A 13,303-nucleotide genomic window follows, 5' to 3' on the forward strand; every position below is an offset into this window, starting at 1 on the left:
GACGGTAAGACTAGACGCGCACCAGCCGCTGGTTGGTCACCCGGAGCTGACGGTCCGTGCTTTCGGCGAGCGCGCCGACCTGCCCTCGCGTGAGCCGGCCGCACAGCCGGCCCCAGTGCACGGCCACGTCGTCGCCGACGGCGACGTCGGGCACCGCGCTGTACCCGTCGGCCCAGACCTCGAGCGGGCGCACCGACGGCCCGGACAGCGCGAGTTCCCGGCCGTCCCAAACCAGCCTCCGGCACGAAACCTCGACCCCGTCGCCGGTGCGCGAAACGACCGTGGCCCAGGTGATTCGGCAGTTGTCCAGGACGGCCAGGGAGTGTTCGTCCATGCCTGGGCTTTTCCTGAGACCTAAAAAGCGGGTCCAAGGGTAGACGCCGAACACGTGGAAGCAGTGGTTGGCGGCCGCCTCCCGGGCCAGCTCCGGGGTGAGGTGCGACCAGTACCGGCCCGCCCGGGGGCCGATGATGCCGAGCAGCGCGCCGAAGAACTCGGCGGGGTCCAGGTCGGCGCCGATACCGCCGCCGTGCCAATAGGATTCGACGAGCCGGTGGTCCAGCGGGTCGGGGATGCCGGTGAGCCGGGACAGGACTTGCAGGTAGGGCCAGGCCCCGGAGAACCTGGCCGCCGCGCGGCGCACCTCGTCGACGGAGCCGTCGCGCAGGGTGGCCCCGAGCGGGGGGCCGCAGTAGCCCAGCGCGTTGGGGGCATACGCGTAGCGGGCGAACATCTCCGCGCCCCGGTGACGGGTCAAGTTTGGCCCACGAGCTTGGCGGCGTCGCGGTGCAGGCGCCCGAAGTTGTAGTAGGCCGCACACGCGCCTTCGGGGGAGACCATGCAGGTGCCGATCGGGGTCTCGGGCGTGCAGGCGGTGCCGAACACCTTGCACTCCCAGGGTTTCAGCACGCCCTTGAGAACCTCGCCGCACTGGCAGGCCTTGGGGTCGGCGACCCGCACGCCGGGCATCGCGAAGCGCAGTTCGGCATCGAATTCGGCGAAGTCGTCGTGGATGCGCAGCGCGCTTTGGGAGATGAATCCCAGGCCGCGCCACTCGAAGTGGGGGCGCAACGCGAACACCCTCCCGAGCAGCGCCAGCGCCGCGGGGTTGCCGCGTTCGGGCACCACGCGCTTGTATTGGTTTTCCACCTCGCAGCGGCCCTCGCGGATCTGGGTCAACAGCATCGCGACCGCCGCCAAGATGTCGAGCGGCTCAAACCCGGCCACCACCAAGGGTTTCCCGTACACCTCGGGCACGAACCGGTAGGGGCGGTTGCCGACAACGGTGGACACGTGGCCGGGGCCGATGAATCCCGAGAGCCGCAAATCGGGGGATTCCAGGATGGCCTTTATCGGCGGCACGATCGTGACGTGGTTGCAAAACACGCTGAAGTTGCGCAGGCCCAAGTCTCGCGCGCGCACCAGCGTCACCGCCGTCGACGGCGCGGTGGTTTCGAAGCCGATCGCGAAGAACACCACCTGCTTGCCGGGGTTGTCGACGGCGATCTTGAGCGCGTCCAGCGGGGAGTAGACGAACCGCACGTCGGCGCCGCGCGCCTTGGCGTCCAGCAGGCTGCCGTGCGAGCCGGGGACGCGCATCATGTCGCCGAAGCAGGTGAAGACGACGTCGGGTTGGCCGGCCAGCCACATCGCGTCGTCGATGCGGCCCATCGGGATCACGCACACCGGACACCCCGGCCCGTGCACCAGCTCCACGTTGCCGGGCAACAGGTGTTCGATGCCGTGGCGGTAGATGGTGTGGGTGTGCCCGCCGCACACCTCCATGAACTTAAAATCCTCGCCGCCTTCGGCCAAGCGTTCGATGGCGCCGAGCAGCTTGCGCGCGGCGGCCGGGTCGCGGAATTCGTCAACGAATTTCATTGCCGCTCCTAGTCAAACGATGGCCGACGAGTCGAACGCTTGCATCTCGGTGGAATACGCGTCACCGAGCTTTTTGATGGCCGCCAAGGTCAGCAGGGCTTCGGTCTCGTCGATCTTGGCCATCGCGAACCCGACGTGCACCAGCACCCAGTCGTCGGGCCCGGGCATGTCGTCCTCCAGCAGCCGCACGCTGATGCTGCGCTGCACCCCGCTGACATCGACCTTCGCCAGATAGTTGGCGGGGTCGGTGATCTCGACGATCCGGCCCGGAATTCCCAAACACATCCCTAATCCCCTTGTCTTTTCAGCAGATTCGCGGCAGCGGGTCCCCGACCAGCATGTCCACGATCCGCGTCCCGCCGAACCCGGTTCGCAGCACCACGCTTTCGGCCGGCTCGGCCACCACCTGGCCGACCTCGGCCGCCTCGGCGCCCAACGGATGCGACCGCAGCGCGGCCAGCCCCGCCTCGGCGTCCTGCGGCGCGACAACGGCGACGAACTTGCCCTCGTTGGCCACATACAGCGGATCGATGCCCAGCAACTCGCACGCCCCGGTCACCATGGGCCGCACCGGCAGCCGCTCCTCGAAGAGCAGCACGCCGAGGCCGCAGGCCTGGGCCAGCTCGTTGCACACCGTGCCCACCCCACCCCGGGTGGCGTCGCGCAGCCACCGCGTCGACGGCGCCGCGGCCAGCAGCAACTCCACCAACGGGCTCACACAGGCGGTGTCCGAGGCGATGTCGGCCTCGATGGCCAGATCCCCGCGGGCCAGCATGACCGCCATCCCGTGATCACCCATCGACCCCGACAGCAGCACCTTGTCCCCGGCGCGCACCGAGCTCGCCGACAGCGCGCGGCCGTCGGGGATGATGCCGACGCCGGTGGTCGTGACGAACAGCCCGTCCGCCGCACCCTTGGGCACCACCTTGGTATCCCCGGTGACGACCTGCACCCCCGCGGCCGCGGCGGCGGCGGCCATGTCGGCCACGATCGTTCGCAGTTCGCTTATGGGAAAGCCCTCTTCGAGCACGAACGCCGCCGAAATCCACGACGGCACCGCGCCGGCCATCGCCACATCGTTGCAGGTGCCGTTCACCGCCAGCTCGCCGATCGACCCGCCGGGAAAACGCCGCGGCGACACCACGAACGAGTCCGTCGACATCACCATCCGATCGCCGCCCGGCAAGGCCACCGCCGCCCCGTCGCCCAACGGCTCGAGCAGCGGGTTGCGGAACGCTTCCACGAACACCGCGTCCACCAACGCCGCCGACGCCTTGCCGCCGGCCCCGTGGGCCAGGGTCACGTGGTCGTCGAGCAGGCGAGGGCGGCGCCGCCGAAACGACTCGATCCGCTCGATCACCTCGCCCTCGCCGAACCGGGGGCCGGACGCCAAATACTCGCTCATGCGGCCCCCAAACCCGAGTCGCCCGACCGCTCGTGCACGCTCAACCACAGCTGATAGCCCAGCAGCGCCTGCGCTTCCTGGATCCGGTGCACGCTTTGGGAACGAACGACGAAGCAGGCGTCCACGTTTGGGTTGTCGACGAAAGCGCCGCCGTTGTAGCCGGCGAAACCGATCGTGTAGAGGCCTCGCCTTCGTGCCTCGGCCAGCGCGGCGAGCAGGTTGGGCGAGCCGCCGCTGGTCGACATGGCGATCGCGATGTCGCCCGCCTTCGCGCGGGCGATCAGCTGGCGGGCGAACACCAGCTCGAAGCCGACGTCGTTGCCCAGCGCCGTCATGACGGCCTGGTCGGCGGTCAGCGACCACGCCGGCAGCGGCCGGCCCATCGGCGGCCGGGCGAACAACCGCGCCAGCGTGGTGGAATCGGTGCAGCTGCCGCCGTTTCCGAAGGTGAACATCCGCCCGCCGGCCGCGAAACGCCGCGCCATCTCGGCGGCGGCCGCGGCCAGCGGCCCGGCGTTGGCCTCCAATGTCGAGCGCCGCAGCGCCAGGCTTTCGGCCGCCTTGGCCCGCGCCGAGGCGGCCAGGTCGGCGAGCAGCGACGCGGCCGCCCCGTCGTTGCGGTCTTCCTCGGCGTCGATGAACGGGTACAGGAAGTTGGTGGGTTCGTCGCTCATCGCGGACCGTCCTTGTCGTCGAGTCGGCTGATCACCATGCCGGCGTGCACCACGACGAGCTCGCCGGCGGCGACCGGGTCGACGAGCGTGGTCACCACGGTCTCGACGCCGCGCGCGGTGCGCACCGGCGCGTGGCCGTCGTCGGACGCGTCCACCACCTCGCCGAGGCGCCCCTCGTCGCCGCAGGTGACGCAAACCGGTTCGGGGCGTTCGGGTTTGAGCAACCCGGGATGTTCGAAACACACGTGCGTCAGCTCCCAGAGCAGGTGATAGAACAGCACGAACCCGCCCGTCGCCGGCACCCGCGGGTCGGGGTCGTCGAGCCACAGGACGTGGTCGGCCATCCCGGCGGCGGGCCGTTCGCCGCTGCCGATCCAGACGGTGGTGGCGCCCCACGCCGGGCCGCGCCGCATCACCGAGCGCACCCGCGGGTCCTCCGCGCCGGATACCGCGATCACGATGTCGCCGGGACGCACCGACACCCGCACCAGGTCCACCAGGTCCGGACCGGTCAACGCCACCGCGGGCAGGGCGCGTTTCCCCACGATCACCGGGTGCACGAACTCGACCGCGATGTGCAGCGCGTGCGGCTCCCACGACGGCGCGATGGACCACATGGTGGCACCCGCGGCGAACCGCCTGGCCAGCGTGAAGGCGGTCGCGGCCAGGTCCTCGGCCAAGTCGGCGCCCAGCCCGCGGTCAATCGCGGTGGTGACGGTCATCGCTCGATCCCCCTTCCGGCCCCTTCGGCCCCTCTAGCCCCTTGAGCGTCGATATCGCGGCCTGACCCAGCGCCAGGCCGCCGTCGTTCGGCGGCACCGTGTGGTGGGTCAGCACCTCAAAGCCGGCCTCCCGCAACCGGTTACGACATGCGCGCAGCAGCAGCACGTTCTGGAACACCCCGCCCGTGAGGCCCACCAGGCGAACCCCGCCGGCCACCTGGACGACCACCTTGGCGACGGCGTCGGCGACCGCCTCGTGGAAAGCCGCGGCCAGCGACGCGGGCGGCGTGCCGGCATACAGGGCCGCGACCATCGTCTGCACCATGGTGGCCGGATCGATCACCCCGTCGGCGCGCACCGTCAGCGGCAGCGACGGCCGCGCCGCGTCGCCGCTCGTCTCGGCGAGCGCCTCGAGCTCGATGGCGGCCTGGCCCTCGTAGTCGATCCGGTGCCGCACCCCGAGCAGCGAGGCGACGGCGTCGAACAGCCGGCCCACGCTCGAACAGGGCACGCATCCCGCGCCGCTCTCCAATTGCGAACGCACGACCAGCAATTCGTCCGGTGAAGCGGCCGCGACCGGTGCCAAATCCGAGGCCCAGTCCACGCCGGACGCCCACAACTGGGACAGCGCCATCCGCCACGGGTTGCGCACCGCGGCGTCGCCGCCGGGCAGCGGCACCGCCCGCAGGTGGCCGACCCGGGCGAAACGCTGGCTGTCGGTCCCGAGGGCCAGGATCTCGCCGCCCCAGATGGTGTGGTCGGACCCGTAGCCGGTTCCGTCGAACGAGACCCCCACGACGGGTTCCCCGATGCGTCCGTGCTCGGCCAGCAGCGACACGACGTGCGCGTGGTGGTGCTGCACCAGGTCCAGCGGCCGGCCGCCCGCGTGGCGTTCCGCCCAGCTTCGGGTGTGGTATCCGGGGTGCAGGTCGGCGGCCAGTCGCGTTGCGGTGCCGCGTATTTCGCCGAGTTGTTGGACCGCGCGCTCGAACGCGCGCAGCGTCTCCCAGGTGGCCATGTCGCCGATGTGGCCGGACAGGTAGGCGCGCCGGCCGTCGGTGAGGCAGAAGGTGTTCTTCAGCTCCCCGCCCACGGCCAGCACCGCGGGGGCGGCCCGCCCGAGATCGACGGGCAGCGGCGCGTAGCCGCGGGACCGGCGGATCGGCAGCTCGTGCGCCCCGTCCTCGTCTTCGACCACGCGCACCACCGAGTCGTCACACGGGACGTGGATCGGCCGGTTGTGGTCCAGGACGGCGTCGCACAGCGCCGGAAGCCGTTCCGCGGCATCGCGATCGGTGAAGCAGATCGGTTCGTCGGAACGGTTGGCGCTGGTCAGTACCAGCGCGTCGGGTACCGGCTGCGCGGCGCCGGGCACCGGCGCCAGCAGCAGGTGGTGGATCGGGGAGTAGGGCAGCATCAGCCCGAGCAGCGGGTTGCCGGGCGCGACGGCGGCGGCGACCGGCGCGCCGCGACGCCGCCTCAGCAGCACGATCGGCCGCGCGGGGCCGCACAGCACGGCGGCCTCGTCGTCGTCGACGTGGGCGTAGCGGCGCGCGACGTGCAAATCACGCACCAGCATGGCGAAGGGCTTGGCGCCCCGCGCCTTTCGCGCCCGCAGCGCTGTGACCGCCGCCTCGTCGTCGACGGCGCAGGCGAGGTGGTAGCCGCCGATGCCCTTGATGGCCACCACCGCGCCGGCGGCCAGCGCGCGCTGGGTCGCCGCCAGGGCGGCGTCCGATCCATCCACCCGGCCGGCCTTCGACCGGAACCACAGCGACGGCCCGCACTCGGGGCAGGCGATCGGTTGGGCGTGAAAGCGGCGGTCCGCCGGATCGTGGTATTCGGCGGCGCAGTGGTCACACATCGCGAACGCCGACATGGTGGTGGCCGGGCGGTCGTAGGGCAGCTCGCGGATGATGGTGAACCGCGGACCGCAGTTGGTACAGGTCACGAACGGGTGGCGGTAGCGCCGGTCGCGCGGGTCGAACAGTTCGGCGACGCAGTCGTCGCACACCGCGATGTCGGGGGGGATCGGGGTGGTGCCGCCGGCGGCCGCGCGGCCGGCCCGGCTTTCCGCGATCCGGAACTCGTGCGCGCACCCGTCGTCGGCGGGGAGGTCGGTGACGGTGACCGCCGAGATGCGGGCCAGCGGCGGGGCCTGCGCGCGCAGCCGGCGACCGAACTCGTCCACCCGCGCGCGGTCGCCCTGCACCTCGACAAAGACGGCGCCCGAATCGTTTCCGACGAACCCGGCCAGGCCCAGCTCGGTGGCGATCCGATGGACGAAAGGCCGGAACCCCACCCCCTGGACCACGCCGGTCACCCTGAAGCGCTGCCGGACGTCCGGCCGCACCATCAGGGGGGACTCGGTCATCTCAACCGCCCCCCGGGCCCACCGTGGGATCGAAGCCGCCCCCGCCGATGAGCTCGAGGCCGGCCATCGCCTGCCGCGCCCCGTCCCGGTCGGTCTTCTCGACGGCGAAGCCCATGTGGATGATCACCCAGTCGCCGGGCGAAAACGTCTCGTCTGAAAGCATTCCGACGTTGACCCGGCGCCGCTCGCCGGCGACGTCGACCAGCGCGAGCTGTCCCTCGTAGCCGTCCAGCATCTGGATCACCTGACCGGGTATGCCCAGGCACATGGCTCAGTTGTCCTCGGCTGCGGCGGTCGCCGCCGGGATCTGCAACGCCGCGACGATCTCCTCGACGGCGCGCGCGGCCCGCGGGACCGCCCTGGCCACGGGCTCGGTCAGGCCGATGCCCTCCTCGACGCTGCCGGCCTCGCAGCCGACGACCACCGTGTAGGGCGGGCTGCCGCCCAGGGCCCGCAGGCTCGCGAACACCGCCGCCGGATCCATGCTGTGACCGTCGAGACCCGTCGCCTGCGGATCGGATTCGCAATCTGCCTGAAATACGTGCAGCGTGCCCGGGTTGCCCCTGCTGGGCACCGCGTCGACGAGGACGAGCGTGTCCCATTCCTCGAGCAGGTCGTAGGCCAGGTGCATGCCCCTCACGCCGTAGTCGATGACGCGGACCCGGGAACCGTCCTGCGGGATCTCGGCGTTGCGGACCACCTCGGAGCCGAATCCGTCGTCACCCAGAAAGATGTTGCCGATGCCGGCCACCAGAATGCGTGCTGTCATGTGATCGCCCGGTTCGACTACATCCCGCCTTAACTTCAGGTAGCGGCGCGCATCGGGCAGCGAGATCACGCCGAGCACGATCCCGACCGCGAGCACGAGCGCGACCAGCGCGATGAATACCCAACCCAGCGCTTCCATGTCGACTTCCTTTCACCTTGCGGGTTGTCCCGTTTCGAGCGGCTCTACTTCGTCGGGGGAGAAGTACAGATAGCGTCCGTACCAGTCGTGCATGTCGGCGGCGGGGTCGTCCTCGACGACGACGCCGACGTGCTTGTTGCCTTCGACGTCTTCATGCACGGACGCGACGCGGGCCGTCCTGCCCGCGACGAAGATGTCCTGCGCGTCGGCGTTGCGCCGGGGCCGCAACCGGACCCGGCTGCCGCGCGCGATCCGCACCCCGTCGACCAGTACCGCGTCGATCTCGGGGCGCACGGCGCCGTCGGCGAGCGGGTCCCACCAGTCGACGCCCTCGGGGATCTCGGGTACCAGGCCGGGCGCTTTGCGCGGATCGCGCAGCACGCCGTGCAGGCGGGCCATGTCCTCGGGGGACATGGCGTCACACTGGTCGATGATCCGCGCGGCCCGCGGATCGGTGGCGCGTGCCTGCGCCTTTTCCTGGTCCGTCATCGTCATCACGCGCAGGGTGAGGATCTCGTCGATCTCCGTGCAGTCGTACAGCGCGGTGCCGCTTTGTTCGGCGACCTCGGGGTGGTCGTAGAGGATGATCGGCGAAATCAGCAGGATGTCGCGGCTGCCGGGCGGCCCCGCCAGCACCGGGAAGCAGCGGTGCTGGCTGCACCGCGACGCCGCGTCCGCGGCCCGATGCGGCGGCTCGAGCAGCGAAACAAACTGCCCGCCAACCACTTCGGCGATGACGTGGGTGCCGATCATGGACCGCGCGATCACCGAGCCTTTCCCCTCCGCCTGCCCGGCGCCGGCGCCGACGTTGCCGACACGCACCGACACCCGGCGCAGCTCGCCGTCCGGCTCGCTGGTCACCGCCAACTCGCCACGCACCTCCCGCCGCCGGCGTACCAGCCGCCCGCCGTCGAGGATTTCGACGTCGGTTCCTGCTCCCGCCGTCACGGGAAGCGTCCACCGCCGGCCGTCCAGCGCGATAGGGCCGAAGGACCTCTCGCATTCGACCGCCTCGTCCCAGGTGAGCCACGATCCGGCCGGCGTGGTCAGCTCGGCGACGGGCTCGAACTCGCCGTGCGCGAACTCGCGCTCGGCCGCGCGGTGCTGCAGCTGCAGGAACCGCACCACCACGGTGATCGCGCGGGCGCCGTCGACGAGGAACTCCGCCGCGAGGGTGTCGTCTTCGCCCAGGCCGGCGGCCGCGGCGCCGGGCGGCCCCAAAACGCCGAACTGCCAACGCGATTGGTTCTTGCTCGACGTCCCGCGGTACGGGTAGAGCAGGTAGCCCTCATAGAGCACCGCGTCGGCGACGGCGCGGGCCCGGTCCCAGTTCGAGGTCATCGGGCCGCCTCCCGCTCGGCGTCCAGCAGCGAGACGATCGCGTGGTCGAGATCGAGCAGGCCGTGCGCCGACTTGTAGGCGGCCAGCGCGGCGACGGTCTCGTGGTTCAGCCGCACCCAGCCGGCGTTCGGGTAGTGCTGCGCCATCAGGTCCCGCCACACCGAGACCGGCATGTCGTAACGGCACTCGCAGTCCCACGGCACCTGCTGCACCGAAAAGCCGCGTCGCGAATTCACGAAAATTGTTCCGCTGAAAAGGAATTGCAGCGGTAGGGCGCCGTCGCGCAGCGCGTGCAGGTACTTGGCGGCGGCCACCTCGAAGTCGTAGGTGCACTCCAGCGGGAGCGCCACCGTGGTGTTGCCCGCGAAGCCCTGCACCATGGCGGTGCAATGCTGCCAGAGGAACGTGCGCTGCGTCGTCGCCCAGCGTTCGCGGCTCCCGAACAAGTCGGTCAGCCCGGCCGCCTCGGCGTCGGAGTAGGACCGCCGCAGCGGCTCGATCCGGACCTGGCAGCGCAACGCGATGGCGTGCACCGGGTCCTCGCCGTCGACGGCGACGCCGACGTGGGCGGTCAGCACCGGGCTGACCGTGTAGGGCTCGGGGACCACGTCGAGGACGGCGAAGGTGACGTCCAGGTGCTGCCCGGTCATGGCGGCGTCACCACCGCGCGGTCCTCGATGCGGGCGAAGAAGTCGTCGAGGTACGCGCGGGCCTCCTGCCCGCCGTCGAAGCCGCGCCACAGCAGGCGCAGCCGTCCGACGAACTCGTAGCAGGCGTCGATGGGGACGAGATAGGTTTGCGGCTCGGCGTCGTGGTCGTCGGGAACGCGAACCAGCAGCGCCTCGACGTCGTCGGCCGGCAGCCGCGCCCGCGGGTCGGCGCGGCCGATGGCGTTCCAGGCGTCCAGGTCCAGCTCGGACTCGGTGGCGCCGGCCGGGCCGGGATAGAACGCGACCGTGCGCCCGAGCGCGGAGTTGGTGAACAAGAAGGCGACGCCGACCGGGATCTGCAGCGCCTCCCACGCGCGGCGGTCCAGCGCGAAGCCCGGGAACGCCAGGTAGCGGTCGGGCACCGCCCGATAGCGCAGCTCGGCTCGGGAGTCGGTGAACAGCAGATAGCAGGCCCGGCAGACGCACCTCAGCTGCCGGCCGGGCACGTCCACCACGTGCCGGTGTTCGTCGGGGATGACCTCCGAGCACATCTCGCACCGCTCGGCCTCGGGCTCGGCGGCCCGCCGGGTGCCGGTGGCGCGCGCCAGCACGTCGTACGGGGAGGTCATGCCGGGGCCCCCAGGGCGACCGGCAGCGCCACCGACGGCACGCCGTCGCGGGTCAGCAACGGAAGAGGTTCCAGGTGAACGCCCTTCGCCGCGGCTCCGGCATGCACCACGTCGAACCGGGTGTGACAGCGCGGGCATGCCAGCAGCGCCCCCCGCAGGCGGGCGCCGGCGAGCGAATCGTCGCAGACCGGGCAGCGGTCCCGGTAGGCGAACGTCTGGCCGTCGACCCGGCACGCCAGCATCGCCGTGTCGGCGATGCCGAAGCCCGCCACCTCGCCGGGGCGCAGCCCGGCCAGCTCAGGCGCGGGGTGCCAGGCGGTCGCGGAGGGACCGCCAGGACGCACGCGCGCGAGCAGGGATTCGGCCGGGATGACAGCCGCGGGCTCGGCGGTAACCACCTCGATCGACGAGACCTCCGGTGCGGCGGCGCGGATCGCGTCCTCGACGGCCAGCTCCAGCGTCACCGCCGAGGAGGGACAGCTCTTGCAGCTCCCGGTGAAGGCCAATCGCACGGTGCCCCCGTCGATCTCGAGCAGGTCGACGTCGCCGCCGTGGGATCCCAAATACGGCCGCACCCGCTCCAGCGCGTCGGACACGCGCCGGCGCACGTCGTGCGGGTGCAGCCCGTGCACCAGCAGCAGGCTGGCCACCAGGTCGTCGGCGGCCAGCCGCTCCGTCAGGCCGGCGTCGCAGGCCGCGACGATGCGCCGCAGCCCGGCCCCGTAGAGCCCGACCACCTCGCGGACCAGCTCACTGGCGCGTTCGTGCGCGGCGGGTCCACTCGCCGCGCAGGCATCCAGGAGGGTCTGGATCCGATCGCCCGCCGTGCGCCACCGCGCGTCGTTCTCGTCAAGGGCCGCTGGGCGATCCACCTTTAATCACGCCCCGACGGGGGACTGGGTGGGCGTGTGCAGTCTCTCCAGGGTCTTGCCCTTTCCCAGATACATGTGCACACCGCACGGCAGGCACGGGTCGAAGCTGCGCACCGTGCGCATGACGTCGATGCCCTTGAAGTTCTCCCGGCTGTTCTCCTCGAAGATCGGCTGGCCCTGCACCGCATCCTCGTACGGGCCGGGCGTCCCGTAGCTGTCGCGCGGGTTGGCGTTCCACGGGGTGGGCGGGTACGGGTGGTAATTGGCGATCTTGCCGTCGCGGATCACCAGGTGGTGGCTGAGCACCCCGCGCACCGCCTCGGTGAACCCGCAGCCGATGGCCTCGTCGGGCACCTCGAAGCGCTCCCAGGTCTTGGTGCGCCCGGCGCGGATCTCGGCGAGGGCCTTCTCGGAGAAGTGCAACGCGCACGCCGCCGCATACGCCTGGAAGTAGGTGCGGGCCCGGTCGCGTTCGATCGTGTTGCTGCCGTACTTCGGGATCTTCCACTCCAGCTCCACCGGGCCCTTGAGCGCGGTCTTGGGCAGGTTGATCTTGACGCTGTCGCCGGTCGCCTTCACGTAGCCGATGTCGACGAGCCCGGCCAGCGCCGTCGACCACAACCGCGCCAGCGGGCCGCCGCCGGTGTCCAGGGCCAGGTGGTCCTTGCCGTCGAACCAGCGCGGCGACATCACCCAGCTGTACTTGCCCCCGTCCATGTCCCGCTTCTGCGGATGCGGGTTGGTGTGCTGGTTCCAGGGGTGGCGCCGGTCGATCGGGTTGCCCAGCGGGTCGCGTTGCACGAACATCTCCTGGTCGGTCCAGTCGTCGTAATACGAACTGCCCAAAAGGATCCGGATGCCGAGGTTGATGTCCACCAGCGAGTGGGTGACCAGCTTGCCGTCGACCACCACGCCCGGCGTGACGAACATCGCGTTGCCCCAGCGCTCCATGTCCTTGTATTCGAAGTTGCACACCTCGGGGTCCTGGAAGGAGCCCCAGCAGCCGAGCAGGGTGCGGCGCAGCCCCACCTTCTCGTAACCGGGCAGCGCTTCGTAGAAGAAGTCGAACAGGTCGTCGTGCATGGGGACGACCTTCTTCATGAACTCGACGTAGCGCATCAGCCGCGTCATGTAGTCCGTCATCAGCTGGATGGTCGCCACCGTGCCGACCCCGCCGGGGTACAGCGTGGAGGGGTGCACGTGGCGACCCTCCATGAGGCAGAACATCTCTCGCGTGTAGCGGCTGGTCTGCAGGGCTTCCCGGTAGAACTCGCCGCTGAACGGGTTGAGCGAGCGCATGATGTCGGCGATCGTGGAGTACCCGTGCGCGTCGGCGTGCGGTGCCGGGGTCTTCTCCGCCAGTGACAGCACGCTCGGGTTGGTCTCGGCGACCATCTTCTCGCAGAAGTCCACCCCGACCAGGTTCTCCTGGAAGATGTTGTGGTCGAACATGTATTCCGCGGCCTCGCCGAGGTTGACGATCCACTCACCGAGGTGCGGCGGCTTGACCCCGTAGGCCATGTTCTGCGCGTAACACGAACAGGTGGCGTGGTTGTCGCCGCAGATGCCGCAGATGCGGCTGGTGATGAAGTGGGCGTCGCGGGGGTCCTTGCCCTTCATGAAGATCGAGTAGCCGCGGAAGATCGACGACGTGCTGTGGCACTCGACGACCTCTTTGTTCTCGAAGTCGATCTTGGTGTAGATGCCGAGGCTGCCCACGATCCGGGTGATCGGGTCCCACGCCATCTCGACGAGCTGGCCGGGTTCGCGGGTGGCGTGTGTCGGCTCGGGAACGATGGTTGTCATAGCAATCTTCTCTCCGCTTTAGGCTGTGGTGCCGCCCGACGG

Annotated in this window: 14 protein-coding genes and 1 pseudogene; all 15 read right to left on the reverse strand. The window is 70.6% G+C overall.

Going from position 1 to position 13,303, the window contains the following annotated elements; genetic code table 11:
* Nucleotides 1-10: 10 nt before the first annotated feature.
* Nucleotides 11-757: a DUF6390 family protein gene (locus AWC19_RS01000; RefSeq protein WP_264072931.1), complete on the reverse strand. Its 747-nt coding sequence runs from the start codon at nucleotides 755-757 to the stop codon at nucleotides 11-13.
* Nucleotides 754-1,881: a hydrogenase formation protein HypD gene (gene hypD / locus AWC19_RS01005; protein ID WP_085076243.1), complete on the reverse strand. Its 1,128-nt coding sequence runs from the start codon at nucleotides 1,879-1,881 to the stop codon at nucleotides 754-756. Before hypD ends, AWC19_RS01000 begins: the two co-directional genes overlap by 4 nt.
* A gap of 12 nt (nucleotides 1,882-1,893) precedes the next feature.
* Nucleotides 1,894-2,166, reverse strand: coding sequence for a HypC/HybG/HupF family hydrogenase formation chaperone (locus AWC19_RS01010; protein WP_085076244.1), 273 nt, complete (start codon nucleotides 2,164-2,166; stop codon nucleotides 1,894-1,896).
* 19 nt (nucleotides 2,167-2,185) lie between these two features.
* Nucleotides 2,186-3,286: a hydrogenase expression/formation protein HypE gene (gene hypE, locus AWC19_RS01015; protein WP_085076245.1), complete on the reverse strand. Its 1,101-nt coding sequence runs from the start codon at nucleotides 3,284-3,286 to the stop codon at nucleotides 2,186-2,188.
* On the reverse strand, nucleotides 3,283-3,960 hold the full coding sequence (locus tag AWC19_RS01020; RefSeq protein WP_085076246.1) for a D-sedoheptulose-7-phosphate isomerase: 678 nt from the start codon (nucleotides 3,958-3,960) through the stop codon (nucleotides 3,283-3,285). The genes hypE and AWC19_RS01020 overlap by 4 nt, the downstream gene beginning before the upstream one ends.
* The gene (locus tag AWC19_RS01025) at nucleotides 3,957-4,682 is read right to left on the reverse strand and encodes a hydrogenase assembly protein HupF (protein ID WP_085076247.1); all 726 of its coding nucleotides are present in this window, start codon (nucleotides 4,680-4,682) and stop codon (nucleotides 3,957-3,959) included. The genes AWC19_RS01020 and AWC19_RS01025 overlap by 4 nt, the downstream gene beginning before the upstream one ends.
* Nucleotides 4,660-7,056: a carbamoyltransferase HypF gene (gene hypF, locus AWC19_RS01030; protein ID WP_085076248.1), complete on the reverse strand. Its 2,397-nt coding sequence runs from the start codon at nucleotides 7,054-7,056 to the stop codon at nucleotides 4,660-4,662. Before hypF ends, AWC19_RS01025 begins: the two co-directional genes overlap by 23 nt.
* A gap of 1 nt (nucleotide 7,057) precedes the next feature.
* On the reverse strand, nucleotides 7,058-7,324 hold the full coding sequence (locus tag AWC19_RS01035; protein ID WP_085076249.1) for a HypC/HybG/HupF family hydrogenase formation chaperone: 267 nt from the start codon (nucleotides 7,322-7,324) through the stop codon (nucleotides 7,058-7,060).
* A gap of 3 nt (nucleotides 7,325-7,327) precedes the next feature.
* Nucleotides 7,328-7,825, reverse strand: coding sequence for a hydrogenase maturation protease (locus tag AWC19_RS01040; protein ID WP_085076274.1), 498 nt, complete (start codon nucleotides 7,823-7,825; stop codon nucleotides 7,328-7,330).
* 36 nt (nucleotides 7,826-7,861) lie between these two features.
* Nucleotides 7,862-7,963: pseudogene (locus AWC19_RS31475) on the reverse strand (DUF6893 family small protein); the annotation flags it as partial.
* Between the two features lie 12 nt (nucleotides 7,964-7,975).
* Nucleotides 7,976-9,304 carry a hypothetical protein gene (locus tag AWC19_RS01045; RefSeq protein WP_085076250.1) on the reverse strand — a complete coding sequence of 443 codons (1,329 nt, stop codon included), beginning with the start codon at nucleotides 9,302-9,304 and terminating at the stop codon, nucleotides 7,976-7,978.
* Complete coding sequence (locus tag AWC19_RS01050; RefSeq protein ID WP_085076251.1) at nucleotides 9,301-9,954, reverse strand: DUF6084 family protein; 654 nt, start codon at nucleotides 9,952-9,954, stop codon at nucleotides 9,301-9,303. Before AWC19_RS01050 ends, AWC19_RS01045 begins: the two co-directional genes overlap by 4 nt.
* The gene (locus AWC19_RS01055) at nucleotides 9,951-10,583 is read right to left on the reverse strand and encodes a DUF5947 family protein (protein ID WP_085076252.1); all 633 of its coding nucleotides are present in this window, start codon (nucleotides 10,581-10,583) and stop codon (nucleotides 9,951-9,953) included. Before AWC19_RS01055 ends, AWC19_RS01050 begins: the two co-directional genes overlap by 4 nt.
* A complete protein-coding gene (locus AWC19_RS01060; protein WP_085076253.1) occupies nucleotides 10,580-11,455 on the reverse strand; it encodes a NifU family protein in 876 nt (291 codons plus the stop codon). Before AWC19_RS01060 ends, AWC19_RS01055 begins: the two co-directional genes overlap by 4 nt.
* A gap of 6 nt (nucleotides 11,456-11,461) precedes the next feature.
* Nucleotides 11,462-13,261 carry a nickel-dependent hydrogenase large subunit gene (locus AWC19_RS01065; RefSeq protein WP_085076254.1) on the reverse strand — a complete coding sequence of 600 codons (1,800 nt, stop codon included), beginning with the start codon at nucleotides 13,259-13,261 and terminating at the stop codon, nucleotides 11,462-11,464.
* Nucleotides 13,262-13,303 lie beyond the last annotated feature (42 nt).

It is taken from the genome of Mycobacterium palustre (assembly GCF_002101785.1).
GTDB lineage: Bacteria > Actinomycetota > Actinomycetes > Mycobacteriales > Mycobacteriaceae > Mycobacterium > Mycobacterium palustre.

Bases quoted from the DNA above. Each gene is read 5' to 3' on its own strand.
- hypF (WP_085076248.1), bottom strand. From the start codon at position 7,056: ATGACCGAGTCCCCCCTGATGGTGCGGCCGGACGTCCGGCAGCGCTTC.
- AWC19_RS01055 (WP_085076252.1), bottom strand. From the start codon at position 10,583: ATGACCTCCCCGTACGACGTGCTGGCGCGCGCCACCGGCACCCGGCGG.
- AWC19_RS01065 (WP_085076254.1), bottom strand. From the start codon at position 13,261: ATGACAACCATCGTTCCCGAGCCGACACACGCCACCCGCGAACCCGGC.
- AWC19_RS01010 (WP_085076244.1), bottom strand. From the start codon at position 2,166: ATGTGTTTGGGAATTCCGGGCCGGATCGTCGAGATCACCGACCCCGCC.
- hypD (WP_085076243.1), bottom strand. From the start codon at position 1,881: ATGAAATTCGTTGACGAATTCCGCGACCCGGCCGCCGCGCGCAAGCTG.
- hypE (WP_085076245.1), bottom strand. From the start codon at position 3,286: ATGAGCGAGTATTTGGCGTCCGGCCCCCGGTTCGGCGAGGGCGAGGTG.
- AWC19_RS01050 (WP_085076251.1), bottom strand. From the start codon at position 9,954: ATGACCGGGCAGCACCTGGACGTCACCTTCGCCGTCCTCGACGTGGTC.
- AWC19_RS01020 (WP_085076246.1), bottom strand. From the start codon at position 3,960: ATGAGCGACGAACCCACCAACTTCCTGTACCCGTTCATCGACGCCGAG.
- AWC19_RS01040 (WP_085076274.1), bottom strand. From the start codon at position 7,825: ATGACAGCACGCATTCTGGTGGCCGGCATCGGCAACATCTTTCTGGGT.
- AWC19_RS01045 (WP_085076250.1), bottom strand. From the start codon at position 9,304: ATGACCTCGAACTGGGACCGGGCCCGCGCCGTCGCCGACGCGGTGCTC.
- AWC19_RS01035 (WP_085076249.1), bottom strand. From the start codon at position 7,324: ATGTGCCTGGGCATACCCGGTCAGGTGATCCAGATGCTGGACGGCTAC.
- AWC19_RS01025 (WP_085076247.1), bottom strand. From the start codon at position 4,682: ATGACCGTCACCACCGCGATTGACCGCGGGCTGGGCGCCGACTTGGCC.